Genomic DNA, 25,556 nt, shown 5'->3' with positions numbered 1-25,556 from the left:
GATGAACCCGAGCACCATGACCTCGGCGGTCACGGCGGCCGTGTCCGACGGGCTCAGTCGCCTGGCGGCCATGCTGCCCCTGGGCCAGCACAAGCGCCTGCTGCAGCTCGAGACGGCACTGCCCAGCGCCACGCTGGTGGTCGAGCGGGCGCAGTGGCAGGAGAACGTCAACGACTGCGGCTCGACCCAGATGCTGTCGCCGCTGGTGGCCGAGGTCGATGCGCTCAGCACCAGCGCCCAGCTCTCCCTCAAGGCCCTGATCGGCGAGCAGATGAGCCTGCGCCTCCTGTGCGCCGACGGCCGCTACCGCACCTGGCACGGCTACGTGGCCCAAGCCGCCCAGCTCGGCGCCGACGGCGGCCTGGCCCGCTACCGGCTGCAGCTCGTCGCCTTCACCCACTTCCTCGGCCTGCGCCACGACACCCGCGTCTTCCTCGGCCAGCGCGCCGACGCCATCCTCACCACCGTGCTCGGCGCCTACCCGCAGGCCAACTTCCGCCTCGAGACTTCAGCCCCGACGCCCTGGCCGCCGCCCCCGTGCGCGCCACCACCACCCAGTACCGCGAGAGCGACGCGGCCTTTGTCAGCAGGTTGCTCGGCGAAGAAGGCTGGAGCTGGCGACTCGAGCACAGCGACGACGAGCGCCCCTTGAGCCAGGCCAGGAGCGCCCGCCACTGCCTGGTCATCCACGACGCTTCCGGCCAACGCCCCGACCTCGGCGCCCTGCGCTTCGGCCGCCCCGACCTGCGCGGCAGCGTCCTCGGCCTCCCCGAAGACACCCTCACCGCCATCGCGCTGCAGCGCCAGGCCGGCCCCAACACCGTCAGCCTGGGCGCCTGGGACCCGCGCCAGCTCGCCGGTGTCACCGCCCAGGCCACGAGCAGCCTTGAGGCCGGCGCACTGCCCCCGCTGGAGGTCTACCAGGGCCACGGCCAGCAAGCCTTTGCGGAGTTCCGCGACGGTGAGCTGCACGCCCACACCCCCGCAGCCGAAGCCCAGGCCGCGCTCGCGCTCGCCCGCCACGAGCTCGCCTACAAGACCCTGCACGGCCAGGGCGGCGTGCGCCGCCTCGCCCCGGGGGCCGACTTCACCCTCACCGAGCACAGCCGCTACCCGCTCGGCGGGGACGAGGCCCGCTTCGTTGTGCTCAGCGTTGCGCACGAAGCGGCCAACAACCTCGGCAGCGAAGCCGCCCAGCTGCTCAAGCGCCCCGAGCTGGAAGCCGGCAGCTACCGCAACGACTTCCAGGCCGCGCCGGCCGCCGCCAGGCTGGTGCCGCCTCAGCGCCCCAAGCCGCAGGCCCCGGGCGTGCAGACGGCGCTGGTGGTCGGCCACCCGAGCGACACCCTGACCACCGAGCGCGACCTGCGGGTGCGGGTGCAGTTCCCCTGGCAGCGTGGGCAGGCTCCGCTGCCCGGTGGCCTGAGCGGCCCCACCACCCCGGGCCAGGCCGAGAGCGGCCATGCGCCGGGCGATGCGGCGGCCAGCCAGTGGGTGCGGGTGGCGCAGCCGAGTGCGGGGGCCAACTGGGGCGCCGTCTTCCTGCCGCGCGTGGGCACCGAGGTGCTGGTGGACTTCGTGGAGGGCGACCTGGATCGCCCGCTCATCGTGGGCCAGCTCTACAACGGCCAGGACGCGCTGCCCTGGCCGGCCGGGGTGGACTCGGGGGCGAACCATCCGGGCACGTTGTCGGGGTGGCACAGCCGCACGCTCGATGACGACGGTGGCAACCAGTGGGTGATCGACGACGCCACCGGGCAGCTGCGCATGCGCTTGGCCAGCCACAGCGCGGGCAGCCCGTGGAGCGAGCTGAGCCTGGGGCACATCATCAGCCAGGGTTATGCGAGCGCGCAGCGCGGGGCCTGGCTGGGTTCGGGCTTCTACGCCCACACGGATGGCTGGGCGAGCCTGCGCGCCGGCCAGGGGCTCTTGCTGAGCAGCACGGCCAGACGCGGCAGCTATGGCAGTGCACAGGGCGGCCAGCTGGATGTGCAGGAGGCGGTGGCGCAGCTGAAGGGCGCGCAGCAGCTGGGGCAGGCGCTCTCGGAGGCGGCCAAGGCGCAAGGGGCGCTTGCGCTCACGAGCCACGAGGCGCAGGCGCAGGCGGCGCTGCAGGGGCTGCTGGAGGCCATCGACGTTCAGAAGGACGGCAAGCACGCGAGCGAGCAGCAGGGGGCGAGCCGCGAGGCGAGCGAGCCGGTGGCGCAGTTCGCGCGGCCGTTCGTGGTCTTCGACACGCCGAGTGCGGCCATCACGGCCAGCCCGGCGAGCATCGCCAGCTACTCGGGGCAGGACACGACGCTGGTCGCCCAGGGCGATCTGCATGCGGCGGTGGCGCACACGGCCAGCCTGGTCTCGGGGGAGGCGACGAGCCTGTACACGCACGAGGGGAGCTGCAGGCGATCGCCGCCAACGGCCGGCTCTCGCTGCGGGCGCACACCGATGCGCTGGAGCTTCCTGGCCGACCAGGACATCACGGTGATCTCGGTCAACGACGAGATCACGATCACCGCCAAGGAGCGCATCGAGATCGTCGGCGGGGACTCCAAGGTGGTGCTGGATGGCGCCAACATCGAGTTCGCCACACCGGGCAGCTTCACCGTCAAGGCGGCCAGCCATTCCTGGGCGGGGGGTGGCAAAGGGAACGCTTCACTCTCCTCTCTACCGACGGGACTGCAGCCCAGCGATGGGCCGTTCATCGGGCAGTACGTCTTGAACAAGACGGATGAGCGCCCGTTCGAGGGCTACCGCTACCGGATCGTTGATGGCGAGCGTGTACTGCTGGAAGGCAAGACCTCGCCCACAGGACAGACAGGCCTTGTCTCGACTGACCGCGCGAAGTACATCGAAGTTCACAAAACCATCATGCGTGACGACCAGAAGATCACCGAGAACTGGGCGGGCTACATCAACGGCACGCTTGAGGGCACGACACCGCCGAAGCGCAATCCGATCCCAGACGACTACCTGGCCCCCAACGAGGAGGAGACCTGATGCCCGGCCCAGCAGCTCCCATCGTCGCTGCCATCTGGGCGTGGCGTGCATGGCGTGCCTATGAAGCTGCCATGACGGCCGCTGAACTTGCCGAAATGGCCGCCGACATGGCACGCCGAAAGCAGCAGGTGCTTCAGGCCATGCGCGAGACCATCGAGAAAATGCGCGACGAGATCGACGTGAAAAGTTCAACTTTCGCGGCAGCCGACACAGGAGGCAACAGCACTATCTCTCGGCGTGCAGGTGAAAGTGGAACCTTCCGCGCCTACATCGAGCGCAGATTGCCCTTCAGACCTGCCATCAGCACCGTGTGCCGACTTGCGCTAGCAATTCCCATCCAGGTACCACGCCGCATACGCAACAGGGTACCCGGCGATATGGTGGAGACCACCATCGAAGTGACGCTCAAGCAAACGACCGCGTCGCTCATGTTCGAAGGCGTGGACGAAGCACTAGCCTGGACAAGTCCACTCAAGGCGGAGCCTTGCTACAACGCCGGCACCCGTCGCGCCTACCTCGGAACTCCATCTACCCGCCCCCATCGGATCGGTCGCGTCTTCCCTTTCTGGCCAAGACCACGCGGCAGCCTGGCTCCGGACCTTGTCATCTCTGAATACAGGCGCCAGCCATTTGAGGTTCAGAACGTTTTCGCGGCCGTCGAGATCAAGTTTCCGGGAGATTGGTTGCAGCCGAGGCAACTCAACGACTACACACGGCTCATGGGAGCACCTGAAAAGGTAGCAGCGCTACGAGTACCGGAAGACTGTACCGACATCACCCCCGGCGGCGACAGAGATCGTCGCACTAGCCCATCTGGCAACCGCAGGAGATAGCAGTGACAACTGTTGCGCCGATTCTTTCCCCAGACGAAGTTGCATCGTTCGTCGCAACACTGAGCGACTGGCCCAACTCAGAAGTTTTCTACGAGAACTACGCCCTAGCCGTCAGCCCATTCACAACCTTCTATTTCGCCTACGAGCCGGCAAACCACGTCGAGGCATCGCTGCGGCTGGTGGATGTGCACGAAACCTTCGAGAAGCTGGTCGGAGAGACCTATCGCATCGGCACCCACCCTGAGTCGGAACGCCCTCATCCCTACGGCTCCAAGCGCCTGCCAGATCGGCGTGTGTGGGCGCGCAAAACACCACTGAATAAGCAATTCGTTTTCAACGTCAGTGATGAAGAAAACCCACTCTCATCACCGGCCACTGCCGGCTACTTCTGGCGAAGTTCGACGTGGGATGAACGAAGCAACATTGACCACTCGTCGGTTCAGCTCTATTTCCGCTGGCAATGGTGGCTCGACCACCAGAAAGAGTGGCGCGATTTCGTCCTTCAGACCGCAGATCTTCTCAATGCCGACCAGGCCTACAGCGGCTTTGCAATTGCGAATCCGCTGGACATCGGTGCCCGCTACGAAGTGGCGACGTGGGAACGTGCGCTCGCCCATCACTTCTACGGGCTGGACATCGACTTCCCGTTCGGGATGTCCAAGGATCTGCAGGAAGGCATCCGTCCACCCACTTGGGGTTTCCTGCTGTCAAACCGCTGGCGGTCCAAGCTCGGACTGTCTCGAGAACAGATACGCAAGGCCTTGGATGACCCGCAGATTCGCGTTGAGGAATGCGCATCCGGGCAGTGGATCGAATTGGGCGATCAACCAAGCCTGTGCCCGGTCGCAGAAGGCGTCCCGCCACTGCAGGTACGCCTTAACCACTTGCTGCGTCCCATTCGCGTGCCAAAGCTCGAACTTGTCGGTCTCGGACAGTGGGACGGCGATCCAAACGAACGCTTTGGCCAGGCAGATACAAAACGATGGCTCGCACGCTTCGACACCGATGGGGACTGGCCTAGCTCTGATCTGCGCCGACCCGCCACCCCGCCCGAGCCTCGCCTGCACTGCACTGCTCTCCAGCCGTGCCCCAAAGCTGGCTTCTGGTTCACACCGGCTCAAGCGGGAAGTCGCCGCTTTTTCAAAGCGGGTGAACTGCTGCCTGATATCGGCGGTGACTATGGCGCCACCATCTGGCAGTTGGATGAGAACCAAGATCCACCGCGTCTGTGACAAACCACGAGACAACTGGCGCGCACACCTTGTCCACAAGCCAGGACCCGCCCAAACGCTGAGACGCCCGAGGCCAGCGGCTACTGAAAGCGCGAGAGCATCTGCTCCAGCACCATCGTGAACGGGGCCTGCATCATCGGCAGCGTGAGCAGAACCCCGAGCAGGCCGACGGCCAGCGTGATGGGGAAGCCGATCGCGAAGATGTTCATCTGCTGCGACACGCGCGAGATCACCCCCAGCACCAGGTTGACGAAGAGCAGCATCGTCACCATCGGCAGCGCGATCCACAGGCCCAGCTGGAAAACCTCGGCGCCCCAGGTCTGCGGCTGCAGGGTGCGCAGGAAGGCAAACGGCTCGGGCGACACCGGGAAGGCCTGGAAGCTGCCCACGAGCGCCATGATGATCAAGAGGTGGCCGTTGATCACGACGAAGAGCCACGCCACCACCGTGCCGAAGAAGCGGCCGACCGCAGTGCCTTGACCGCCGGTCGAGGGGTCGAAGAAGCCGGCGTAGTTGAGGCCCATCTGCAGGCCCACGAGTTCACCGGCGAACTCGATCGCGGCAAAGACGATGCGGGCTGCGAAGCCGAGCGTCAGGCCCACCAGCACCTGCTGGATCACGACCAGCACCGCTACCGCGGAATTGAGCTGGATCACCGGCATCTGCGGCAGCGAAGCCTGAGCGCAGACGGTGATGAGAAACGCGAGCGCCACCCGGATGCGCATCGGCACCTGCCGCTGCGACAGCACCGGGATGGTGGTGAAGAGCGCCAGCGTGCGGATGAACGGCCACAGCAGCGGCGTCAGCCACTCCATGACCTGGGCGTCGTTGAAGGTGAGCACGAGACGCTCGGGCTAGCCGACCGCGCCCGGAATCGAGGTGATCGTGCGCTGGATGAATTCGACCAGCGTCGTCATCATCCAAGGGCCTGCAATCGCCATCACGGCCACGGCCGCCACCAACTTCGGCACGAACGACAACGTCGACTCATGGATCTGCGTGGCCGCCTGGAAGATGCTCACGAGCAGGCCCACACCGAGGATGACCAGCAGCACGGGCGCGGCCACCATCAGCAGGAGGTAGAGGCCTTGCTGGCCGACGGTGAAGACTTGTTGCGAATCCATGGATGTTCGTCTTGTAGCGAGAGAGCGAAGCGAATCGCCGATCAAGCAACTCGCCGGGGAACCGGCTTTGCCGGGCCCCAGGCGAGGCGCCCCCTCGGGGGGCAGGAGCGAAGCGACGTGGGGGCTGTCATTGCGCAAAGCTTGCCGCGAGCGAACCCAGGAGCAGGTTCCAGCCATCGGCCAGCACGAAGAGCATCAGCTTGAAGGGCAGCGCGACCAGCACCGGGCTCAGCATCATCATGCCCAGGCTCATCAGCACGCTGGCCACGATCATGTCGATCACCAGGAACGGGATGAAGATCAGAAAGCCGATCTGGAAGGCGCTCTTCAGCTCGCTGGTCACGAAGGCCGGCACCAGCACCTTGAAGGGCACGTCGGCGGCTTTCACGCTGGGGTCGATCTTGGCGAGCTTGGCGAAGAGGGCCACATCGGACTGGCGGGTCTGCTTGAGCATGAACTCGCGCATCGGCACCTCGCCGCGCTTGAGCGCTTCGTCGAAGGCAATCTTGTTTTCAGCGTAAGGCTGGTAGGCCTGCGCGTAGACCTTGTCGAGCGTCGGGCTCATCACGAAGAAGGTGAGGAAGAGGCTCAGGCCCACGATCACCTGGTTGGGCGGCGCCGACTGCGTGCCGAGTGCCTGGCGCAAGAGGCTCAGCACGATCACGATGCGGGTGAAGCCGGTCATCAAGAGCAGCACGGCCGGCAGAAAGCTTAGAGCGGTGAAGAAGAGCAGCGTCTGGATCGGCACCGAGTAGCTGGTGCCGCCCGCGCCCTGCCCCACCACGAGCGGAAGGCTCGGGCCGCCGGCTTGTTGGGCTAAAGCCATGCAAGGAACGGCCGAAATCAACGACAGGCCGGCGAGGCGCAGCGCGCGCTTCATGCGGGGCGAAAAAAAAGCGAGGGGCATGTTCACCTGCGGTTCAGTGTCTACCACTGGGTCCTTGAGGATCGCGGCGCAGCTTGGCGAGCAGTTGCGCAAAAGGGGGCACCGGCTGGCCCGCCGTCGGTGCGGCGTCGGCCTGCGGCGGCATGGTGTGCAGCGTGGTGATGGTCTGTGCGGTCACGCCGAGCACGAGCCACTGGCGGTCGGCGCCCTGCCCCACTTCGACGGTGACGATGCGCTGGCTGGGCGACAGCGGCAGCATCGCGATGCTGCGCATCACACCCTGGCCGCCGGCACCGCCCATCGGCGTGCGCTTGAGCAGCCACAGCGCGGCCGGGATCATCGCGACGATCGCGATGAACCACAGCACGGAAGTGATTCCTGTGGACATCGGGTCAGCCGCCTTTGGAGAGACGACGCATGCGCTCGCTCGGCGTCACGATGTCCGTCAAGCGGATACCGAACTTGTCGTTCACCACCACCACCTCGCCCTGGGCGATGAGGTAGCCGTTGACCAGCACGTCCATCGGCTCGCCGGCCAGCGCGTCGAGTTTCGACCACCGAGCCTTGCGCCAGCTGCAGGATGTGCTTGATCGGGATGCGCGTGCGACCCAGCTCCACGGTGAGCTGCACCGGGATGTCCAGGATCATGTTGATGTCGTTGCCCGCGGCGGCCGGGTTGGCCTGGCCGAAGTTCTGGAAGGCCACGGGCGCGGCCTCGCTCTGCACTTCGGAGGCGACCTCGGGCTTGGCTTCGGCGAGCGCTGCAGCCCATTCGGCCGCCATCGCGTCTTCGGCGGACTGGGGGGTGTTCTCTTCAGCTGACATTGTTCTCTCCAAGCCAGGTCAGGTTTGAGCTGGACAACATGCGATCGATCTTGAGGGCGTACTTGCCGTTGGACGTGCCGTAGTGGCAGTCGAAGATGGGCACCCCCACCACCTTGCCCTGGATGGCGGCTTCGAGGTCGAGCTCGATGAAGTCGCCCGGCTTGAAGGCGAGCAGCTGCTCCACCGTCGCATCGGCCTTGGCCAGCTCGGCCACGACCTCGACCTCGGCGGCCTGGATCTGTTGCTTCATCAGGTTGACCCAGCGCCGGTCAGGCTCGTTGCTGTCGCCCTGGATGGTCGAATACAGCACGTCGCGGATGGGCTCCAGCGTGGCGTAGGGAATGCAGAAATGGATGGTGCCGGTGGTGTCGCCGATCTCCAGCGTGAAGCTCGTCGCGACGACGATTTCGCTGGGCGTTGCGATGTTGGCGAACTGGGGCTGCATCTCCGAGCGCTGGTAGTCGAGCTTCCAGCGGGTAGATGCCGTGCCAGGCCTTGCGGTACTCGGCGGTGATCACCTCCACCAGGCGCGTGATGATGCGCTGCTCGGTGGGCGAGAAATCGCGGCCTTCGATGCGGGTGTGGAACTTGCCGGCGCCGCCGAAGAGCGCGTCGATCACGGCGAACACGAGCGTCGGGTCGCACACGATGAGGCCCGAGCCGCGCAGCGGCCGCACGCTCATGATGTTGAAGTTGGTGGGCACCACGATTTCGCGCAGGAAGGCGCTGTACTTCTGCACCTTGATGCCGCCGATCGAGATCTCGGGGCTGCGGCGGATGAAGTTGAAGAGGCCGATGCGGATGTTGCGTGCAAAGCGCTCGTTGATGATCTCCATCGTGGGCATGCGCCCACGGACGATCCGTTCCTGGCTCGCGATGTCGTAGTCGCGGATGCCGCCCTGCGGCGCATCTTCCTGCTCGAGCTTCTGGCTCTCGCCGGTGATGCCTTGCAGCAGCGCATCGACTTCGTCTTGCGACAGGATCTGCTGATTCATACGCCACCTCTGTTAGCGAGCGGGCCGCAGCGCCGGGCCGCCCCAAGGAAGGCCCGGCCCCCTCGGGGGGCAACGGCGAAGACGTTGGGGGTGGTCATTTACTGAACGATGAAGTTCGAGAAGTGGACGCGCTTCACGGGATTCACGGGGCCGGCGCTGGCTTTCTTCTTTTTCTTGGGCGCGTCCTCGTCTTCTTCTTCCTCTTCCTCGACGACGACCGGGGCCCCGGCGGGCTCGTCCTTGATCTCGATGCCCAGCGGCAGCACCGCCTCGCGCATGATGTCCTTGGCGAGCGCCACCTTGCCTTCGCGCGAGAGAAGCTGCGCCGAGGTCTTGTGCGACAGCACCATCAGGATGCCGTTGCGGATGGCCGGCATGTAGGCCTTCATCTCTTCGGCGAACTTGGGGTCTTCGACTTCCAGCGTCACACCGATCTGGGCGTAGCGGTCGCTTTCCTTGTCGGCCAGGTTGACGACGAAAGGCTCCAGCGGCACGAACACCGGCGGATGCTTGGCCGCGTGCTCCTTGCGCTTGGCCTCGGCCGCAGCGGCGCCACCGTCGTCTTCTTCGGCTTCGGCGGCGGCCTTCTTCTTCATCATGAAGACCGCAGCGCCACCCCCAGCCAACGCCAGCACCAGCACGGCGGCGAGGATGATGATCAGCTTCTTCTTGCCCTTCGGCGGTGGGGCATCGCCGGCAACGGCTTCGACCGTGGCGGCAGCGGCTTTGGACATGGACACTCCTTCAACGGAGAGCCCGCACGGGGCTCTGCTTGAAGGAAATTATGAAAACCGGGGAGGTTTTCGAAGGCTGGATAAGCGGGGGGAAAGCCCGGCTTCAGCGGAGCGATCCGCCATTCCCGCTTTGGCGGGCATGGCGCAGGATCGATCAGGCGTAAAGGTCGACGCCGCCGGCAGAAACGCGGCTGACCACTCGGCGAGGTGTGACATCCGTCTCAACTCCGCTGATCGCACGGGCACCGGAGCGGTCGCCTCGTTCGCCCTTTTCACCCTCGCCTTGCTCACGACCGCGGGCCTGGCTGTGCACGCCGCCACCAGACAGCGTGAAGCCGGCCTCGCGCAGCGAGGCGGCCAGCTCGGGCAGACCGCTTTCGATGATCTGGCGAGTGGCTGCCGAATCGGCACCGAAATTGACCTGCGCCTGGTTGCCCTCGATCGCGATCTGCACCGAGATCGGACCCATCTCGGCCGGGTTGAGGTGCAGCTCGGCCTGCTGGATGCCGTCCTTGGCGAGCACGCTGACCTGCACGCCCAGCGACTGCGCAAACTCGGGCGAGGTGGCCGGCGTGGGCAACGGCACCACCACCGGCGCGGCCGCCTCGCTGGAGCGCGCGGCGCCCGGGGCGAGCTGCACGCCCGCGGCCACGCTCGCGTAGGCGGGTTGGGGGTCGTGTGCGGGTTTGAGCTCGCTGCGACCGTCCTGGGCCTGTGCCATCGCCGCCTGGAACGACGCAGGGCTGGCGTCAGCGCGGGTGGGTTCGGGCTTGACCGCAGCGGACTTCGCGTCGCGGGCCAGCTCGGCCGGGTCGGGCTTGCCGTCTTTGGCCGCGGCCATCACGGCACCGGCTGCGCCGCGTGCACCGCCCTTGGGGGCCGGGGCGGTGTCGGTCGTAGCATCGGCCACGGCCTCGTCGGCACCGACACCGGCACCGGCAGCGGCTTTGCCAGGCGCGGCCTCCTGCGGCGCCAGCGGACGCTGCAGCGAGGCCAGCCAGTCGGCCAGGGCCGGGTCGGCATCCACCGCTTCGGCGCTCGCGTCGGCCTCGGTTTCGGCAACCGGTTCGGTGCTGGAGCTTTCGCTTGCCGTCTTCTCGGCGCGGTGCTCGCCGTCGGTCTTGGCGCTCTTGTCGGCCTTGGCAGGTTTCTCGCCCTTGCCGCGCTCGGTGGCCTGTGCCGGCTTGCCGGCTGCAGCGTCGGGGGCCGCATCGGGCGTCGGTGCCTCGGCTTCGCGCGACTGGGCCTGGCTCAGCATCTGCGAGAAGCCGGGCTGCGACGGTGACGCGGGCGCCTGCGACTGAGGCGGCATCTGCGGGGCGACGGGTGGAACGAAAGACGAGATGGCAGGGTTCATGGTCTGCGTCGGTTCTGGGCTCGGGATCAGACGGCGAGCGGGCGCTGCTGCAGCTGCGCCCACGCGGCGCGGGCGGCGAATTCATCGGTCTGCTTCTGGTCGCGGCGGTCGGCGGCGAGGCGCTGTTCGGTCAGGCGGCGCTCGAGCAGCTTGCGCACCGACGCGACACGCATCTCCTGGTCGCGCAGGTCTTCGCGGGCCTGCTCGACCTTGCGCTCGGCGTGCGCGGCGATCTGCTGTTGCTGCTCGATGGCCTGCGTGAGACGGCTGCTGAAGCCCTGGTAGCACTGGAGGATGCTCACCGAGCTGTTCTTGCTGAACTGCTCACGGGCACGCGCTTCGTACTCGCCGCGGTAGGCCACGAGCTGGTCGGCCTGCGCCTGTGCGGCGGCGAAGTGTTCGCTGGCCTTCTGCAGCAGCGCCACGGCGTTGTCACGCTCGCGCTCCGCTTGCGACAACAGAGCCATCAAGGGATCGATCGAAGGGTTGCTCATGGTGCAGCCTCAGTGAATCAGTGGGTGGTCAGCTCGCGCAGTTCGCGCAGGCTCTGGGTGAGGGACGCGGGCCGGTGCATGTCCTGCTGCAGCAGCGACACCATCTGCGGATGCAGGCGCACCGCGGTGTCGAGCTTCGGGGTCGTGGCCGGGGGTGTAGGCGCCGAGCTGGATCAGGTCGCGCGCCTTGTTGTATTTCGCATGCAGCTGGCGGAAGCGGCGGGCGGCGTCGATGTGCGCACCGTCGCTCACGTTGTTCATCACGCGCGAGATCGAACGCTCGATGTCGATGGCCGGGTAGTGGCCGGCTTCGGCCAGGTCGCGGCTGAGCACGATGTGCCCGTCGAGGATGCCTCGGGCCGCGTCGGCGATCGGGTCCTGCTGGTCGTCGCCTTCGCTGAGCACGGTGTAGAAAGCGGTGATCGAGCCCACGCCGTGGATGCCATTGCCGCTGCGCTCCACCAGCTGCGGCAGCTTGGCAAAGCAGCTTGGCGGGTAGCCCTTGGTGGCCGGTGGCTCGCCGATGGCGAGCGCGATCTCGCGCTGCGCCATCGCATAGCGGGTGAGCGAATCCATCAGCAGCAGCACGTGCTGGCCACGGTCGCGGAAGTGTTCGGCAATGGCGGTGGCGTAGTTCGCACCCTGCATGCGGGTGAGCGGCGGTGCATCGGCCGGTGCGGCCACCACGACCGAGCGGCGGATGCCGTCTTCACCGAGGATGTCTTCGATGAACTCTTTCACTTCACGGCCGCGCTCGCCGATCAGGCCGACCACGATCACGTCGGCCGCGGTGTAGCGGGCCATCATGCCCAGCAGCACCGACTTGCCGACGCCGGTGCCGGCGAAGAGGCCGATGCGCTGGCCGCGGCCCACGGTGAGCATGCTGTTGATCGCACGCACGCCGGTGTCCAGCGGCTGGCGGATGGGGTCGCGGTCCATCGCGTTGATCGAGCGGCGCACCAGCGGCTCCTTGTGCACGTCGTGCAGCGGACCCTTGCGGTCGATCGGGTGGCCATGCGAGTCGATCACGCGGCCGAGCAGGCCGTCGCCCACCGGCAGGTGCTGCGTGCGGTCTTCGCCGCGGCGCCACGGGTGGTTGGGGGTGTTGAGCTGCAGCGGCACGATGGGCGACGGGCGCGGCACCACACGGGCGCCGCTCGCCAGGCCCTGGACATCGCTGCTGGTGGGCATGAGGTAGGCGCGGTCGCCCGAGAAGCCCACCACCTCGGCGAGCACCGGCGGCTGGCCCTGGCCGGGCGCGTGGTGGTCGTCCATGTGGATCTGGCACACCGAGCCGACCGGCACGCGGATGCCCGCGGCTTCGAGCACGAGGCCGGCCACGCGCACCAGCGTGCCCTGGGTTTCCAGCGGCACCGGGTCGGCGGCAAAGGACTGCAGGTCGGCGAGGTAGCGGTGCCACTTCTCGCCGACTTCGAGTGCGTGCGATTCGATGGGGGAGGTGATCATGCGTCGGCCTCCTCGTCGTCTTCATCCCGCTGCGCCGCACCGCTCCAGCGTTCGTCGCAGCCAAGCGAGGCCGCGGCGCGGCGCCAACGGGCCTCGACGCTCGCGTCGATCACGCCGATGTCGGACTCGACCACGCAGCCGCCGCGGGTGATGCTCGCGTCCGACAGCACACGCGCGCCACGCGCTTCCAGCACTTCGGCGGCGCCTTGCGTGACCAGCACATGGTCGTCGGGGTGCACGCGCAGCGTGATGTGCTGGGCGCTGCGCAGCAGCGTGTCGACCGCCTCCTGCGCCACCGCGGCCACGAGCTCGGGGCGCTGCGTCAACTCGCTGCGCACGATCTGACGGGCCAGGTGCGTGGCCGAGACAGCGAGCGCACGAGCCATGTCCTGCTGCAGCGCGTCGAGCTGGCGGCCGTACGACTCGGCGAGCGTGCCGACCTGGGCAGTGATCTGCGAGGCGTAGCTCTGCTTGAAGCCGTCGAGCGCGACCAGGCCGTCGCGATAGCCGTCCTGGTAGCCGGCGCTGCGCGCGGCTTTCACGTGGGCGGCAAGTTCTTCTTCGGGCGAAGGCTTGGGCGGCGCGGGCGGGGCCGGCGGCTCGGCCCGCTGCACGGGGGCCTGGGGCGCGCCTTCGTTGCCGGTGAGCGCACCGGGCTTCCACGCGGCGAAGGAGTTCAGCTCCTCGCGCGGAATGAAGCGCGCGTACGGTGACGCGGGCTTGGGCGCGCCGCCGTTTTTAGAGGAACTCATCGTCGCCGCCGCCACCCAACACGATCTGGCCTTCGTCGGCCAGGCGTCTCACGATCTTGAGCATTTCCTTCTGCTCGGCTTCGACTTCGCTCACGCGCACCGGGCCGCGCGATTCGAGGTCTTCGCGCAGCGTCTCGGCGGCGCGCGTCGACATGTTCTTGAACACCTTCTCGCGCATCTCCGGCGTGGCGCCCTTGAGCGCGATGACCAGCGACTCGCTCTGCACTTCCTTCAGCAGCAGCTGGATGCCCTTGTCGTCGATCTTCTCCAGATCGTCGAAGGTGAACATGTTGTCCATGATCTTCTGGGCGAGCTCGTTGTCGGCTTCGCGGATGTAGTCGAGCACCGCGGTCTCGACGCTGCCGCCCAAGAGGTTGATCATTTCAGCGGCCGTCTTCACGCCGCCCAGCGTGGCCTTGCGCAGCTTGTCGCCGCCGGCCAGCACCTTGCTCATCACTTCGTTCAGGTCCTTCAGCGCCGAGGGCTGGATGCCGTCGAGCGTGGCCACGCGCACCAGCACTTCGTTGCGCTGGCGCTCGGTAAAACACTTCAAGACACCAGACGCCTGGTCGAAGTCGAGGTGCACCAGGATGGCAGCCACGATCTGCGGGTGTTCGTTGCGCAGCAGCTCGGCCACCGAGTTGGCGTCCATCCACTTCAGGCTTTCGATACCCGAGACGTCGCCGCCCTGGAGGATGCGGTCGATCAGCAGGTTGGCCTTGTCTTCGCCGAGGGCCTTGCGCAGCACGGCCTTCACGTACTCGTCGGTGTCGCTCACGAGCATGCTCTGCTCCGAGGCCACCGTCGCGAACTTGCTGAGCACGTCGTCGAGCTTCTCGCGCGGAATGCTCTTCATCTTGGCGATGGTCTCGCCCAGGCCCTGCACTTCCTTCGGCGTGAGGTGCTTGAAGACCTCGGAGGCTTCTTCCTCTCCGAGGGACATCAGCAGTATCGCAGCGTCTTCCAGTCCTTGCGCGTCCATGAGTTTTGCTCGTTAGGCTTTCAGCGTGTCGCCATTCACCCAGCCGCGAACGATGTTGGCCACGGCGGACGGGTTTTCCTTGGCGAAGGTGCGGGCGCTTGCAAGGTGGGCGCTGACCTTGGGCGATTCGATGCGCAGCAGTTCGGGCTCCTCTTCGGGCAGCGATTCCTTGTCGTCGACGACCGCGAGCGCTTCGCGGGCCTCGGCAGGAGACGGCTGCAGCGCGGCCTTCAAGGCCGGGCGGATGAGCGTGAAGATCACCACCAGCGCGACGAGCACCAGCGCCGCCGGCACGACGGCCGCACGCAGAAGGTCGACGGTGGCAGGCTGCTTCCAGATCGGGGTGTCGTCCTTCGGTGCGGCTTCGACCTTGAAGGGCGCGTTGATGACCTTCACCGAGTCGCCGCGTTCCTGCTTGAAGCCGATGCTCTCGCGCACGAGGGTGTTGAGGTTCTCCAGCTCGGCGCTCGTGAGCGGGATGGTGGTGGTCTTGCCCTTGGCGTCGGTCTTGGTGATGTGGTTCACCACGACCGCGGCGTTCAGGCGCTTGACGGTGCCGGTCGCATTGCGCGTCACCTTCACGGTCTTGTCGACTTCGTAGTTGGTGACGGCGGTGCGGCTGCTGTTGTTCTGGCCGCCGCCCGCCTGCGCGGTCTGCAGCGGTGCCGAGGCGCCCGTCACCGGCGCCGTGGCGGCCACCGGCGGCTGGTTCGACGTGGCCCCGGGGATGCCGCTCGGGCCGGCGCCCTGGCTGCCGGTCTGCTCGCTGCTTTGCATGCTGCGCACAGTGGCCTGGGCATCAGGCCCCTGGTTGGGCTTGAACTCTTCGGAGGTCGATTCGGTCTGCGAGAAGTCGAGGTCGGCGGTGACCTGTGCACGCAGGTTGTCGCGGCCGACCACCGGCTCCAGGATGTCGAGGATGCGCTTGGTGTAGCTGGCCTCGATCTGGTTCACGTACTGCAGCTGCTGCGCGTCGAGACCGGCGCCGTTGTTGCCCTCTTGCGGGCCCGACAGCAGCGAGCCGGTCTGGTCGAGCACGCTCACGGCCTTGGGGTTCATCTCGGGCACCGAGCTGGACACGAGGTGCACGATGCCGGCGACCTGCGAACGATCCAGCGTGCGGCCGGGGTAGAGCGTGAGCATCACGGAGGCGCTGGGTTTCTGCTGTTCCCGGAAGAACCCATTCTGATTCGGCAGCGCCAGGTGCACGCGTGCGTTTTGCACGGAAGGCATGGCGGTGATCGAGCGGGTCAGTTCGCCTTCGAGGCCGCGCTGGAAGGTGAGGCGTTCCTGGAACTGCGTCTGGCCGAACTTGGCGCCGTCCATCAGCTCGAAGCCGACCACCGAGCCCTTGGGCAGCCCGGCAGACGCCAGCTTCAGGCGCAGATCGTGAACTTGTGCCGCCGGCACGAGGATGGCGCCGCCACCTTCGGTGTAGCGGTAGGACACGTTCATCTGCGAGAGCTGGGCAATGATCGCGCCGCCGTCCTTGTCGGACAGGTTGGCGTAGAGCACCTTGTAGTCACCCTGGCTGCTCCACAGCGTGAGTGCGGCCAGCACGGCAATGAGGGCTGCCACGCCCAGGCCGAGGCCGATGCGGCTCCTGGCAGGCAAGGCAGCCAGCCGCGCACCGAAGCCGGCGGTGGCAGGCAGAGCGTTGGGGTTGGCGATGGCGACCGCGTTGTCCATGTTTGATTTGGGTTGGCTCGCCGGGCACGAAAGCACCCGTGTGACAACGATTGTTCGAGAACTTGAGGGTGGGGCATGGGCCGAACAGGACGCCAAACCGGCCCCACTTCCCCACATCTCTGCTTACATGTTTGCCTACAGTTCAATGCCATGAACGTGACCCTCAAGCCCTTCAACTTCGAGCAGGCCGTGGCCCGCGCGGGTCTGGGCATCGACGGCCAGCCGCTGCACACACGCGGTGCCAAGAGCGTCACGGGCGGCGGGTTCCAACAGCAACTGACGCAGGCCCTGCGCTCGGTGAGCGAGAGCCAGAACCAAGCCTCGGAAATGCAGCGCCAGGTGCAGCTGGGCAATCCGACCGTCAGCCTCGAAGAGACGATGGTCGCGATGCAGAAGGCGCAGATCGGCTTCCAGGCCACGCTGCAGGTGCGCAACAAGCTGGTGCAGGCTTACTCCGAAATCATGAACATGCAGGTCTGACGGCACGTAGCTGCGCTGTCCGACAAGCCCGAATCGGCGCTCGCATGAGCGCTCGCTATCATCGAAAGCTCCTGCAACAACCCCTGGAGCTCACCATGCGAACCTTCATGCGCGCCCTCCTCGCGGCTGCTTCCTCCGTCGTTCTGATGGCCTCCTTTGCGGGCGCTGCTGCCGCCCAGAGGCCGAACCCACCGTGATCCAGCGCGTGGAAAGCGCCGTCAAGCGAGGCGCGAGTGCCGCCGAGCGCGGCATCGAGAAAGGCGTGGGCGCTGCCGCCAGCGGGGTGAAGCGTGGCGCAAGCGCCGCCGAACGCGGTGCGCGCAAGGCCGGCAGCGCTGTCGAGCGCACCGCCGCACGCATCGGCCTGCCGGCATCGGGTGCTGCGAGCGAGTCAAAACCGAAGTAACACCTTCACACTCGGTTTCAGCGGGCCGGGCCGCTCGCCACCACAATCGCGCCCCATGAAAACCCTTCTTGCTTCTGCCGTCCTCACGCTTGCGGCGACAGCCTCGCACGCCGGCCCCAGCGTGAAAACACTGGCGCAGTTCGACCTCGGCTACGCCAAATGCGAAGCCCGCTTCGCGCACATGAAGGGCCGCGCCGACGACGCCTACCTCGCGCTGTGGAAGATCAAGGCCGACGACAAGCAGCGGGCCGAGCTGGCCAAGCAGCGCAGCACCTCCCGCTACAGGGAAGAGCGCAACAAGGCACAGAAGGCGATGGCCAAGCCGAGCCCCGCGCTCGACGACAAGCTGAACAAGCAGTGCAGCGCCACCTGGAGCGAGCTGCAGCGCGCCGACCGGCCGGTCAACATGGCAAGCGGCAAGCCGGCTGCATCGGCGCCCTCAGCGGCAAAGCCCGCCGCCTCGTCAAGCAAGAAGTAGGAAACCTCAACCGCCGAGCGCGCGTGCGCGCCGCTGGGTCTGGTTGATGTAGCGCTGCAGGATGCGCAGCGTGTCGGCACTCGGGTCAACGATCTCGCAGCCCAGGCGCACGCCCTTGGCGTCCTGGTTGAGCGAGGTCACGTGCTGCAGGCGCAGCGAGGTGGTGAGGCGAGTGTCCAGGCCGAGTTCGATCTGCACGCCGTTGAGCACCACGCCGGGTTGCAGCGGCGGCACGTCGTCGGGCAGGAAGAGCGCGCAGCCACCGATGCTCACGTCGAGCACGCGCAAGGCCAGCGCCATGTCGGGAATCATCGGGTGGCGCACACGGGCCACGGGCGTGTTGCGCAGGATGGGCCGCACACGGAAGCCCGAACGCCGCTGGAAGCGGTAGATCAGGCGCGGCAGCGCGCAGCTGAGCGCGCAGGTCTTGCCGCCGTGCACGAGCACGAGGCCGCTCACGTCGAACTGCAGCTTGATGCTGTCGAGGTAGGCCACGGCCACCGCCTCTTCGGCTTCGACCAGCTGGTGCACCTGGCTGCTGTGCACATCCGCGCTGAAGCTGAGCAGGCCGCGGTTGGCGTCGATCGACCAGAGCGTGGTGGTGTAGGCCGCGCCGTCGCTGCCGTTGAGGTTGACGAGCACGTTGCCGTCGACCAGGCTCTTGAGCACCGAGAGGATCTCGGCCGGCGCGTCGATGCGGAAATCTTCCAGCCCGCCATGGGTGGCGGCCACCGCGTCGAGCTGCATGGGCAGGGTGTCCACGACGCGGCGGGCGGGTCTCAGTGGACCGACTTGGGCTTGCCGGCCAGGATGCCGTCGAGGTCTTCCAGCCAGGGCTCGGCCAGCTGGCGGATCTCGGCGTCGTTGATCAGGATGCGCTGCATGATGCGTGACTTGAGCTGCGCCTCTTCAGTGTCGAGCGACTGTTTGGTCGCCGCATGCTTGAGCTGCGAGATGAGCAGCGCGCAGGCACCTTCGAGCTTGACGACCGCGTCCCAGTTGCCGGCGCGGGCGGCCAGCAGCATGTCGGAGCTCGCCTGTTCGATCGCTTCGTAGTACTGGAGCAGTGCGGAGTTCATGGCGTCGGTCGGGTTGTGGCGGGCGAGGGCTGCGGGGCGGGCGGTGCGCTTCATGCAGCCGCCTTCTGCGCGATCTCGTCCCACGCCGTGGCGATGGGCTCGATGAGCTTCACGCACTCGACGATCGCGGCCTCGTCGTTGCGCAGGTTGGCATACGTCAGCCGCACCGTGACGTAGGCGTAGAGGTCGTGCAGGTCGCGGGCGAGTTGCCCGCCCTCTTCCACGTTCAGGCCGGCCTTCAGGCCTTCTTCGACGATGCGCACGGCCCGGCCGATCTCTTCGCCCTTGACCGCCACGTTGCCGTGGGCCATGGCGCCGCGGGCACGGGCCAGCGAGTCGAGAAGGCCTTCGAAGAGCATCTGCACCAGGCGATGCGGCGATGCGCCGTCGACGCCGGTGGTCACGTGGACTTGCTGGTAGGCGCCAAGCTGGCGTTTGGTGGGGGAGAAGGCAGGTGCAAACATGGTTGTCTGGGCGCTCTGGCGTTTAACTTGCGTTGAACAACAACTGGTGCCTTGTTATCGGTTCCCGCCTGCCTTGCTTGAGCCCTTCGCCGTTTCGGAAGTGGGCGGGTTTTCGGCGCTTGACGTCGGCACCCACCCGCTTCAGTCCGCCCGATCAGGAACCGCTCTTGTTCCAGGCGGCCACCTGGTTGGTGATGTAGCTGTTGAGCGCGCTCATCTTGGCCATGTTGGTGTCGAGCGATGTGTACTGCGCGCGCAGGCGGCTCTCGGTGAGGGCGAGACGGTCGGTCAGTTCGTCCTGGCGCTTGCGGTTCATCGACAAGCTGGTGTTCAGGCCTGCAGTCTTGGTGGTGAGCGCGCCTTCGGTGGCCAGGACCTGGTCGGCAAAGAGGCGCAGGCGGGTGGCCACGCCGTTCTGGCTGGGGTCGCTCGTGTTGCTGGCCGAGAACAGCCGGCGCACTTCGCCGAGGTTGGTGTTCAGCGCCGTGGTGAGCTTGGCGTTGTCGACCTTGAGCGTACCGTCGGCCTGCATCGCCACGCCCACCGAGTTGAGCGTGGAGTAGACGCTGCTGGCCGGCGAGCTGCCGGTCACGAGGTTGCGCAGCTGGCGTTGCAGCGCGACGGCAGTGCTGTCGCCTTGAAGGGTGCCTGCGGTCTTGGTCGCTTCGTCGTACTTGGTCTGGGTGCGCAGCATCGTCGCGAGCGCGTTGTACGACTCCACGAAGGTCGTCACCGACTTCTTCAGCGCATCGTTGTCCTGCACCACGCTGATCTGCGCGGTGCCGGTGGTGGGTGCCATCAGGTTGATGGTGAGCCCCTGCACCACGTCGCTCAGGGTGTTCGACGGCGAGGTGACGGCCAGGCCGTTGATGGTGAGCTGCGCATCCGCCGCCGGCTGGGTCTGCGTCATCGCGTTGACCTCTGCGCCGGGGTCGAACCCAAACTCGGCGGCCCCGCCGTCACCGCTGGTGCGAAACACGCTGCCGGTGCCGGGGTTGGTGGAGCTGATGATGATGCGCGCGCCGGTGGCGTCGTTGACGATGATGGCCGAGACGCCGGCCCCGGCGGCATTGATTTTGTTGCGAACGGTGGTCAGCGTGTCGGTGGCGCTGATGTCGATGTTCATCGCATCGAGATTCGGCTGCGGCGCAAAGCCGGCCTGGCCGAAGCTGCCGATTTCCACCCGCAGCGTGCCGGCGCCCACCAGGTCGTCGGCGGAGTCGAAAGAGCGTGTCACCGCCGACTGCGCGGCGGCGAGCGACTGCACGCTGACCGCATAGTTGCCGGCAACGGCCCCTTCGGTGGCGGTCACGCGCACGCTGGTGTCGGACGAGGCGGCCGTGGCGGCGCCCCAGGTGTTGAGCCTGCCGAGGCTGGAGGCTGCGTCGCGGAAAGTCGAAAGCGCAGACTGAAGCTGGCCGAAGGCCGAGATCTTCGTCTGGATGGTTGAAGCCTGAGTTTTGAGTTGCGCAACGGGACGCTGCTCGATCGACATCAACTTGGTGACGATCGACTCGACGTCCAATCCGCTGCCGATACCGGCCGAACTGACGCTTGCCATTTCACACCTCCTACTGACCTGACCCCGGCCTGGGCTTACACGCCGGCAAAGTCAGGGCCCACAAACGCAAATACGGAATATCCAAGCTTCCTCGGATATCCCGTCATCGGCGAAAACTTCCGGAACTTGAGCCCGGAAGTGCATTTTTTTACCGTTGCAGCAGCGTCAACACCTGCTGGGGCAGCTGGTTGGCCTGCGCCACCATCGCGTTGCCGGCCTGCTGCAGGATCTGCGCACGCGACAGCGCGGCGGTCTCGGCGGCGAAGTCGGCATCCATGATCCGACCGCGGGCGGCGGCGAGGTTTTCGGCGAAGACGGTGAGGCTTGCGATCACCGAGTCGAAGCGGTTCTGGGCGGCACCGAAGGTGGCGCGGGCAGTGGTCACGTCCATGATGCCGGTGTCGAGCGCGGTCATCGCGGCGAGGGCGCCGGTGTTGTCGGTGCCCGAGATGTTGAGCGCGCCGAGCGCGGCCACGGTGGCGGTCAGGTCCACGGTGTTGATCGACAGCGTGTCGGTCGCGTCGGTGCCGGCGCCCACCTGGAAGTTGAAGGTGGTCGAGGTGCCGTCGAAGAGCACGGTGCCGTTGAAGCGGGTGCCCGCCACGATGCGTGCGACTTCATCGTTGAGCTGCTGGAATTCGGCCTGCAGGTTGTCGCGGTCTTGCGAGTTGTTGGTGCCGTTGGCCGACTGCACCGACAGTTCGCGCATGCGCTGCATGGCGTCGCCGATCTTGCCCAGCGCGCCTTCGGCCGTCTGCGACAGCGAGATGCCGTCGTTGGCATTGCGGGCCGCGACGTTCATGCCGCGCACCTGGGCGTTCATGCGTTCGGCGATCGCGAGGCCGGCGGCGTCGTCCTTCGCGCTGTTGACGCGAAGACCGGAGGAAAGGCGCTGCATGGCGATCGAGAGCGAGCCTTGAGAAGTGCTCAGGTTTCTCTGCGCATTCAGCGAGTTCAGATTCGTGTTGATGGTCTGGGGCATGTTGCACTCCTTCGAGGATGACCAGGCCACCTTCGAGGACCTGTGGAGCGCATTGTTTGGCGTGCCGCCTCAGCCCATAAGGCCGAAATGAAGCCGGAAAACCGGCCGTTTCTGAAAAACGAACGCCCCACCCGCCGAAGCGGAAGGGGCGTCCAGTCAACTGCCCGAAGGCAGATGAATCAACGCAGCAGCGAGAGGACTTGCTGCGGCAGCTGGTTGGCCTGCGAGATCATCGCGGTGCCGGCCTGCTGCAGGATCTGCGCACGCGACAGGTTCATCGTTTCGGCCGCGAAGTCGGCGTCCATGATGCGGCCACGAGCGGCAGAGAGGTTCTCGGCCGAGGTCTGCAGGTTGGCGATCACCGAGTCGAAGCGGTTCTGGATGGCACCCATGTTGGCGCGGCCGGTCGTCACGTCGATGATGGCCGTGTCCAGCGCGTCGAGCGCGGCGGTGGCGCCCGTGGCGTCGGCACCCGAGATGTCCAGCGCGGTGACGGCGGTGACGGTGGCGCTCAGGTCCACGGCGTCCACGTCGATCGTGTCGGTGGTGTCGGTGCCGGCACCCACCTGGAAGGTGAAGGTGGTGACCGAGCCGTCGAGCAGCGCGGTGTCGTTGAACTTGGCGCCGCTCACGATGCGGTCGACTTCGGCGTTCAGCTGCGCGAATTCGGCCTGCAGGTTGTCGCGGTCGTCAGAGTTGTTGGTGCCGTTGGCCGACTGCACGGCCAGTTCACGCATACGCTGCAGAGCGTCGCCGACCTTGGCGAGCGCGCCTTCAGCGGTTTGCGCAAACGAGATGCCGTCGTTCGCGTTGCGCATGGCGACGTTCATGCCGCGCACTTGCGAGTTCATGCGCTCGGCGATGGCGAGGCCGGCGGCGTCGTCCTTGGCGCTGTTCACACGCAGGCCAGAAGACAGGCGCTGCATGGACGTGGCCAGCGTGCTTTGCGTGGCGGCAGTGTTGCGCTGAGCGTTCAGCGAGAAGATGTTGGTGCTGATGGTCATTGCCATTTGAAAATCTCCATTAACGGTTGAAGTGACTTCCGGCAAGCGCCGGCATTGCCGCCGCAGGCGCTCGGCCTGATGGGCCTTGCTTCTGCTTTGACGCCAGCGATCGAAACCGCTGGCCTGCTGCGCCCGGCGTGCGTCATCCTCAGATCCCGCGAAGGGCTTCTATCTGTTTGCCCTTCTCGAAACACCTTGGCCGCTTACTCCGGACCCCGGTTCTGATTTCTCATCCCCGTTGGGATGCTTATCGGCTTGGCAATTTCGGAACTTTAGAAATTTGTCAAGCGAGATGAAGGTGGTGATCCAGTCGTTGTTCACGGCACCGAAGGCCACTGAATGTTTTCGGCACGCCACGCAAAGTCTTGAGGACGCGGGCGTGTCGGGCACCTACACCCGGCATCAGTGGTAACACCCAGCCGTCGGCGTGCACTGCGTCACAGAGGGCGTGCATGTCGTTACGTTTGTAGGAAGTTGCCTGACAAGGCCCACAGAAGAAGCTGGACTCAAGCCACAGAACCGGCCTGATGTTGGGCCCCAATTCGGATCTTTACAGTCCATCCCACGTTGAACACATATCAACGCAAGCAGACAACCAGCCCAGACAACCCAAGGAACAACAGCATGAACGCCGACCAAATCCTGACCGAGATCCGTGAAGCCAACCTGTCGTACCTGATGCTGGCCCAGAGCCTCATCCGCTCCGACCGCGAACAGGCCCTCTTCCGCCTCGGCATCAGCGAAGAGAGCGCCTCGATGATCGCGCTGCTCACGCCGGCTCAGATGATGAAGGTCGCCTCCGGCAACACGCTGCTGTGCCGCTTCCGCATGGACGATGACATGGTGTGGGGTCTCCTGACCAACCACGGCAAGGCTGCCTCGAACGACACCACCAGCCGCCTGCACGCTTCGATCCTGATGGCCGGCCGCCACCAAGAAGCCGCCTGATCCGACAGATACCTAATACATAGACAGTCCAGGAGATTCCATGCGCACCAAGAGCATCCTCACCGAAGCCAAGCAGATCGAGCGTGCGGTCACGCTCATCAACCTCGGCGCTCGCCTGCAAGTGCTGGAATCCGAAACCGACCTGTCCTACGAACGCCTGCTGCGTCTCTACAAAGAGGTCTCCGGCAAGTCGCCGAGCAAGGGCCAGCTGCCCTTCTCCACCGACTGGTTCATGACCTGGCAACCGAACATCCACGCGTCGCTCTTCATGAACATCCACGAGTACCTGAACAAGGTCGCCGAGATGGACGAGATCGACACCGTGATCAAGGCCTACCAGCTCTACCTCGAGCAGACCCAGGCGCAAAACCTCGAAGCCCTGTTGTCGGTCACCCGCGCCTGGCGCCTGGTGAAGTTCGTCGACAACGGCATGCTCACGCTCACCAAGTGCTCCAAGTGCGGCGGCCATTTCGTGACCCACCCGCACGAGATCCCGAAGCACTATGTCTGCGGCCTGTGCAACCCCCGGCGCGCGCCGGCAAGGGCAAGGCCTCCGGCGGCATCCAGATGCACTGAGTGCACCGCCTACCGAATTTGTCTCAAGTTCCGCTCGGACACGGCCGATAACCCACGTATCCAAGCGACCAGTTTTTGCTTTGTCTCCTCCTGGCACCTAGAAAGTGCTTTCCGACGGACCTTTCGAGGTCCGTTTTTTTTGGTGCCGCGGCACGGTCACGTTCGACCGCAAGGGTTTGGCCCGCGATTGCCGGCTTGTTGAGGCGATCAAACACCGCATCTGCTGCGCACACTCGCTCAAGACCGGTGACCTCGGGCCGATAAAGGCATGAGTCCGCCAGCCACAGACCGGCCAGCGGACACCGCGAACCACACAACCGACCATGTTTGTTCTCATCGGCTACGGCGTCGCCCTGGGGTGCATCTTCGGGGCCTACATCCTCCACGGCGGCAACCTCGGGGTCATCCTGAAGGCACTGCCGACGGAGATGATGGCCATCGTCGGCGGAGCCCTGGGCGCGTTCGTGGTCAACAACCAGCCCAAGGTGCTCAAGGCCACCATGGCCGCGCTGCCCACCCTGCTCAAGGGCAGCAAGTACACCAAGGCACGCTACATGGAGCTGCTCGCGCTGCTCTACGACATCCTGCAGAAGGCCCGCAAGGAGGGCCTGATGTCGATCGAAAAAGACGTCGAAGAGCCGCAGAATTCGCCCCTCTTCAAGAAGTACGCGACTGTCGGCAGCGATCACCACGTGGTCGAGTTCGTCACCGACTACCTGCGCATGATGGTCTCGGGCAACCTCAACGCCCACGAGATCGAAAGCCTGATGGACAGCGAGATCGACACCCACCACCACGAGGCGCATGCGCCCGCGGCGGCGATCGGCCGGCTGGCCGGCGCCCTGCCCGCCTTCGGCATCGTGGCCGCCGTGTTGGGCGTGGTGAACACCATGGGCTCGGTGGGCCAGCCGCCCGCCATCCTCGGCGGCATGATCGGCTCAGCGCTCGTCGGCACCTTCCTCGGCATCTTGCTGGCCTACGCCGTCGCCGAGCCGCTGGCCGGCCTGATGGAACAGAAGAACGATGAAGGCACGAAGGAGCTGCAGTGCATCAAGACCACGCTGCTCGCGAGCATGCAGGGCTATGCACCGCAGGTCGCCGTTGAGTTCGGCCGCAAGGTCCTCTACTCGACTGAGCGCCCGACCTTCATCGAACTCGAGAGCCATGTGAAAGGCAAGAAGTAATGAGCCCCCCAGTCGCTCACGCTCCTGCCC

The 25,556-nt window shown here is 66.1% G+C and carries 25 protein-coding genes and 4 pseudogenes; 10 read left to right on the top strand and 19 right to left on the bottom strand.

The genetic code is table 11. The features are described 5' to 3' along the window. The first annotated feature begins 1 nt into the window (after position 1). The 4 genes from LRS03_RS25450 to LRS03_RS25435 are packed head-to-tail and all read left to right on the top strand — an operon-like array spanning position 2 to position 5,059. Positions 2–652 carry a contractile injection system protein, VgrG/Pvc8 family gene (locus tag LRS03_RS25450; protein WP_257829058.1) on the top strand — a complete coding sequence of 217 codons (651 nt, stop codon included), beginning with the start codon at positions 2–4 and terminating at the stop codon, positions 650–652. Then, a complete protein-coding gene (locus LRS03_RS25445; RefSeq protein WP_257829056.1) occupies positions 538–2,994 on the top strand; it encodes a type VI secretion system Vgr family protein in 2,457 nt (818 codons plus the stop codon). Before LRS03_RS25450 ends, LRS03_RS25445 begins: the two co-directional genes overlap by 115 nt. Further along, on the top strand, positions 2,994–3,827 hold the full coding sequence (locus LRS03_RS25440; RefSeq protein WP_257829054.1) for a VRR-NUC domain-containing protein: 834 nt from the start codon (positions 2,994–2,996) through the stop codon (positions 3,825–3,827). Before LRS03_RS25445 ends, LRS03_RS25440 begins: the two co-directional genes overlap by 1 nt. 2 nt (positions 3,828–3,829) lie before the next feature. Further along, a complete protein-coding gene (locus LRS03_RS25435; protein WP_257829053.1) occupies positions 3,830–5,059 on the top strand; it encodes a DUF3396 domain-containing protein in 1,230 nt (409 codons plus the stop codon). 80 nt (positions 5,060–5,139) lie between these two features. On the opposite strand, the gene fliR is transcribed toward LRS03_RS25435, so the two are convergent. The 13 genes and pseudogenes from fliR to fliF all read right to left on the bottom strand — a co-directional run bounded on the left by fliR (position 5,140) and on the right by fliF (position 16,364). Beyond that, positions 5,140–5,901, bottom strand: a complete 762-nt coding sequence (gene fliR, locus LRS03_RS25430) for a flagellar biosynthetic protein FliR (RefSeq protein ID WP_257829051.1) — start codon at positions 5,899–5,901, stop codon at positions 5,140–5,142. Between the two features lie 12 nt (positions 5,902–5,913). Further along, positions 5,914–6,183: a flagellar biosynthesis protein FliQ gene (fliQ, locus tag LRS03_RS25425; RefSeq protein ID WP_257829049.1), complete on the bottom strand. Its 270-nt coding sequence runs from the start codon at positions 6,181–6,183 to the stop codon at positions 5,914–5,916. Positions 6,184–6,310: 127 nt separating this feature from the next. Continuing rightward, on the bottom strand, positions 6,311–7,063 hold the full coding sequence (gene fliP, locus LRS03_RS25420) for a flagellar type III secretion system pore protein FliP (RefSeq protein WP_257829047.1): 753 nt from the start codon (positions 7,061–7,063) through the stop codon (positions 6,311–6,313). Between the two features lie 40 nt (positions 7,064–7,103). Then, positions 7,104–7,436, bottom strand: a complete 333-nt coding sequence (locus LRS03_RS25415) for a FliO/MopB family protein (protein ID WP_257829046.1) — start codon at positions 7,434–7,436, stop codon at positions 7,104–7,106. Between the two features lie 25 nt (positions 7,437–7,461). Next, a pseudogene (gene fliN, locus LRS03_RS25410) lies at positions 7,462–7,894 on the bottom strand (flagellar motor switch protein FliN). Further along, positions 7,884–8,889, bottom strand: a pseudogene (gene fliM / locus LRS03_RS25405) (flagellar motor switch protein FliM). Before fliM ends, fliN begins: the two co-directional pseudogenes overlap by 11 nt. A 98-nt stretch (positions 8,890–8,987) precedes the next feature. After that, a complete protein-coding gene (locus tag LRS03_RS25400) occupies positions 8,988–9,623 on the bottom strand; it encodes a flagellar basal body-associated FliL family protein (protein ID WP_257829044.1) in 636 nt (211 codons plus the stop codon). A 154-nt stretch (positions 9,624–9,777) separates the two neighbouring features. Next, positions 9,778–10,980, bottom strand: coding sequence for a flagellar hook-length control protein FliK (locus tag LRS03_RS25395; RefSeq protein WP_257829043.1), 1,203 nt, complete (start codon positions 10,978–10,980; stop codon positions 9,778–9,780). Positions 10,981–11,006: 26 nt separating this feature from the next. After that, entirely contained in the window at positions 11,007–11,474 is a 468-nt protein-coding gene (fliJ, locus tag LRS03_RS25390) for a flagellar export protein FliJ (RefSeq protein WP_257829041.1), read from the bottom strand. A 17-nt stretch (positions 11,475–11,491) separates the two neighbouring features. Further along, positions 11,492–12,941 (bottom strand): annotated as a pseudogene (fliI, locus tag LRS03_RS25385) (flagellar protein export ATPase FliI). Continuing rightward, positions 12,938–13,693: a FliH/SctL family protein gene (locus LRS03_RS25380; protein WP_257829039.1), complete on the bottom strand. Its 756-nt coding sequence runs from the start codon at positions 13,691–13,693 to the stop codon at positions 12,938–12,940. The pseudogene fliI and the gene LRS03_RS25380 overlap by 4 nt, the downstream one beginning before the upstream one ends. Beyond that, positions 13,680–14,675: a flagellar motor switch protein FliG gene (gene fliG / locus LRS03_RS25375; protein ID WP_257829037.1), complete on the bottom strand. Its 996-nt coding sequence runs from the start codon at positions 14,673–14,675 to the stop codon at positions 13,680–13,682. The genes LRS03_RS25380 and fliG overlap by 14 nt, the downstream gene beginning before the upstream one ends. A 12-nt stretch (positions 14,676–14,687) precedes the next feature. Further along, positions 14,688–16,364 carry a flagellar basal-body MS-ring/collar protein FliF gene (gene fliF / locus LRS03_RS25370; RefSeq protein WP_257829035.1) on the bottom strand — a complete coding sequence of 559 codons (1,677 nt, stop codon included), beginning with the start codon at positions 16,362–16,364 and terminating at the stop codon, positions 14,688–14,690. Positions 16,365–16,514: 150 nt separating this feature from the next. Between fliF and fliE the strand changes: the two genes are divergently transcribed. From fliE to LRS03_RS25355, 3 genes are all read left to right on the top strand, one after another. Continuing rightward, the gene (fliE, locus tag LRS03_RS25365) at positions 16,515–16,844 is read left to right on the top strand and encodes a flagellar hook-basal body complex protein FliE (RefSeq protein WP_257829033.1); all 330 of its coding nucleotides are present in this window, start codon (positions 16,515–16,517) and stop codon (positions 16,842–16,844) included. A gap of 193 nt (positions 16,845–17,037) precedes the next feature. After that, positions 17,038–17,250, top strand: coding sequence for a hypothetical protein (locus LRS03_RS25360; protein WP_257829032.1), 213 nt, complete (start codon positions 17,038–17,040; stop codon positions 17,248–17,250). A gap of 55 nt (positions 17,251–17,305) precedes the next feature. After that, positions 17,306–17,728: a hypothetical protein gene (locus tag LRS03_RS25355; RefSeq protein ID WP_257829031.1), complete on the top strand. Its 423-nt coding sequence runs from the start codon at positions 17,306–17,308 to the stop codon at positions 17,726–17,728. A 6-nt stretch (positions 17,729–17,734) separates the two neighbouring features. On the opposite strand, the gene LRS03_RS25350 is transcribed toward LRS03_RS25355, so the two are convergent. The 6 genes from LRS03_RS25350 to LRS03_RS25325 form a co-directional block, all read right to left on the bottom strand. Beyond that, entirely contained in the window at positions 17,735–18,490 is a 756-nt protein-coding gene (locus tag LRS03_RS25350; protein ID WP_257829030.1) for a flagellar brake protein, read from the bottom strand. A 17-nt stretch (positions 18,491–18,507) separates the two neighbouring features. Next, positions 18,508–18,807 (bottom strand): flagellar protein FliT, encoded by a 300-nt coding sequence (locus LRS03_RS25345; RefSeq protein ID WP_257829691.1) that lies wholly within the window; start codon positions 18,805–18,807, stop codon positions 18,508–18,510. Between the two features lie 50 nt (positions 18,808–18,857). Next, positions 18,858–19,271 (bottom strand): flagellar export chaperone FliS, encoded by a 414-nt coding sequence (gene fliS, locus LRS03_RS25340; RefSeq protein ID WP_257829029.1) that lies wholly within the window; start codon positions 19,269–19,271, stop codon positions 18,858–18,860. Positions 19,272–19,425: 154 nt separating this feature from the next. Then, positions 19,426–20,832, bottom strand: a complete 1,407-nt coding sequence (fliD, locus tag LRS03_RS25335) for a flagellar filament capping protein FliD (RefSeq protein ID WP_257829028.1) — start codon at positions 20,830–20,832, stop codon at positions 19,426–19,428. 148 nt (positions 20,833–20,980) lie between these two features. Then, the gene (locus tag LRS03_RS25330; protein ID WP_257829027.1) at positions 20,981–21,814 is read right to left on the bottom strand and encodes a flagellin N-terminal helical domain-containing protein; all 834 of its coding nucleotides are present in this window, start codon (positions 21,812–21,814) and stop codon (positions 20,981–20,983) included. 179 nt (positions 21,815–21,993) lie between these two features. Then, positions 21,994–22,824 carry a flagellin N-terminal helical domain-containing protein gene (locus LRS03_RS25325; protein ID WP_257829026.1) on the bottom strand — a complete coding sequence of 277 codons (831 nt, stop codon included), beginning with the start codon at positions 22,822–22,824 and terminating at the stop codon, positions 21,994–21,996. Between the two features lie 618 nt (positions 22,825–23,442). On the opposite strand from LRS03_RS25325, the gene flhD reads away from it, so the two are divergent. From flhD to motA, 3 genes and pseudogenes are all read left to right on the top strand, one after another. After that, positions 23,443–23,766 carry a flagellar transcriptional regulator FlhD gene (gene flhD, locus LRS03_RS25320; RefSeq protein WP_201805349.1) on the top strand — a complete coding sequence of 108 codons (324 nt, stop codon included), beginning with the start codon at positions 23,443–23,445 and terminating at the stop codon, positions 23,764–23,766. A 40-nt stretch (positions 23,767–23,806) separates the two neighbouring features. Continuing rightward, positions 23,807–24,342: pseudogene (flhC, locus tag LRS03_RS25315) on the top strand (flagellar transcriptional regulator FlhC). A 323-nt stretch (positions 24,343–24,665) separates the two neighbouring features. Continuing rightward, positions 24,666–25,526: a flagellar motor stator protein MotA gene (motA, locus tag LRS03_RS25310; protein ID WP_257829024.1), complete on the top strand. Its 861-nt coding sequence runs from the start codon at positions 24,666–24,668 to the stop codon at positions 25,524–25,526. The last annotated feature ends 30 nt before the right edge of the window (positions 25,527–25,556 follow it).

The organism is Rhizobacter sp. J219 (assembly GCF_024700055.1).
Classification (GTDB): Bacteria; Pseudomonadota; Gammaproteobacteria; order Burkholderiales; family Burkholderiaceae_C; genus Rhizobacter.
The sequence above is the reverse complement of the archived record's forward strand: the minus strand, read 5'-3'. Positions and strand labels throughout refer to the sequence as shown.

Coding starts and splice junctions, on each gene's coding strand:
- LRS03_RS25400 (WP_257829044.1), bottom strand. CDS start 9,623: ATGTCCAAAGCCGCTGCCGCCACGGTCGAAGCCGTTGCCGGCGATGCC.
- fliJ (WP_257829041.1), bottom strand. CDS start 11,474: ATGAGCAACCCTTCGATCGATCCCTTGATGGCTCTGTTGTCGCAAGCG.
- motA (WP_257829024.1), top strand. CDS start 24,666: ATGTTTGTTCTCATCGGCTACGGCGTCGCCCTGGGGTGCATCTTCGGG.
- LRS03_RS25330 (WP_257829027.1), bottom strand. CDS start 21,814: ATGCCCCAGACCATCAACACGAATCTGAACTCGCTGAATGCGCAGAGA.
- fliD (WP_257829028.1), bottom strand. CDS start 20,832: ATGGCAAGCGTCAGTTCGGCCGGTATCGGCAGCGGATTGGACGTCGAG.
- LRS03_RS25355 (WP_257829031.1), top strand. CDS start 17,306: ATGAAAACCCTTCTTGCTTCTGCCGTCCTCACGCTTGCGGCGACAGCC.
- fliF (WP_257829035.1), bottom strand. CDS start 16,364: ATGGACAACGCGGTCGCCATCGCCAACCCCAACGCTCTGCCTGCCACC.
- fliQ (WP_257829049.1), bottom strand. CDS start 6,183: ATGGATTCGCAACAAGTCTTCACCGTCGGCCAGCAAGGCCTCTACCTC.
- flhD (WP_201805349.1), top strand. CDS start 23,443: ATGAACGCCGACCAAATCCTGACCGAGATCCGTGAAGCCAACCTGTCG.
- LRS03_RS25345 (WP_257829691.1), bottom strand. CDS start 18,807: ATGAACTCCGCACTGCTCCAGTACTACGAAGCGATCGAACAGGCGAGC.
- fliG (WP_257829037.1), bottom strand. CDS start 14,675: ATGGACGCGCAAGGACTGGAAGACGCTGCGATACTGCTGATGTCCCTC.
- fliS (WP_257829029.1), bottom strand. CDS start 19,271: ATGTTTGCACCTGCCTTCTCCCCCACCAAACGCCAGCTTGGCGCCTAC.
- LRS03_RS25440 (WP_257829054.1), top strand. CDS start 2,994: ATGCCCGGCCCAGCAGCTCCCATCGTCGCTGCCATCTGGGCGTGGCGT.
- LRS03_RS25325 (WP_257829026.1), bottom strand. CDS start 22,824: ATGGCAATGACCATCAGCACCAACATCTTCTCGCTGAACGCTCAGCGC.
- fliP (WP_257829047.1), bottom strand. CDS start 7,063: ATGAAGCGCGCGCTGCGCCTCGCCGGCCTGTCGTTGATTTCGGCCGTT.
- LRS03_RS25380 (WP_257829039.1), bottom strand. CDS start 13,693: ATGAGTTCCTCTAAAAACGGCGGCGCGCCCAAGCCCGCGTCACCGTAC.
- fliE (WP_257829033.1), top strand. CDS start 16,515: ATGAACGTGACCCTCAAGCCCTTCAACTTCGAGCAGGCCGTGGCCCGC.
- LRS03_RS25450 (WP_257829058.1), top strand. CDS start 2: ATGAACCCGAGCACCATGACCTCGGCGGTCACGGCGGCCGTGTCCGAC.
- LRS03_RS25395 (WP_257829043.1), bottom strand. CDS start 10,980: ATGAACCCTGCCATCTCGTCTTTCGTTCCACCCGTCGCCCCGCAGATG.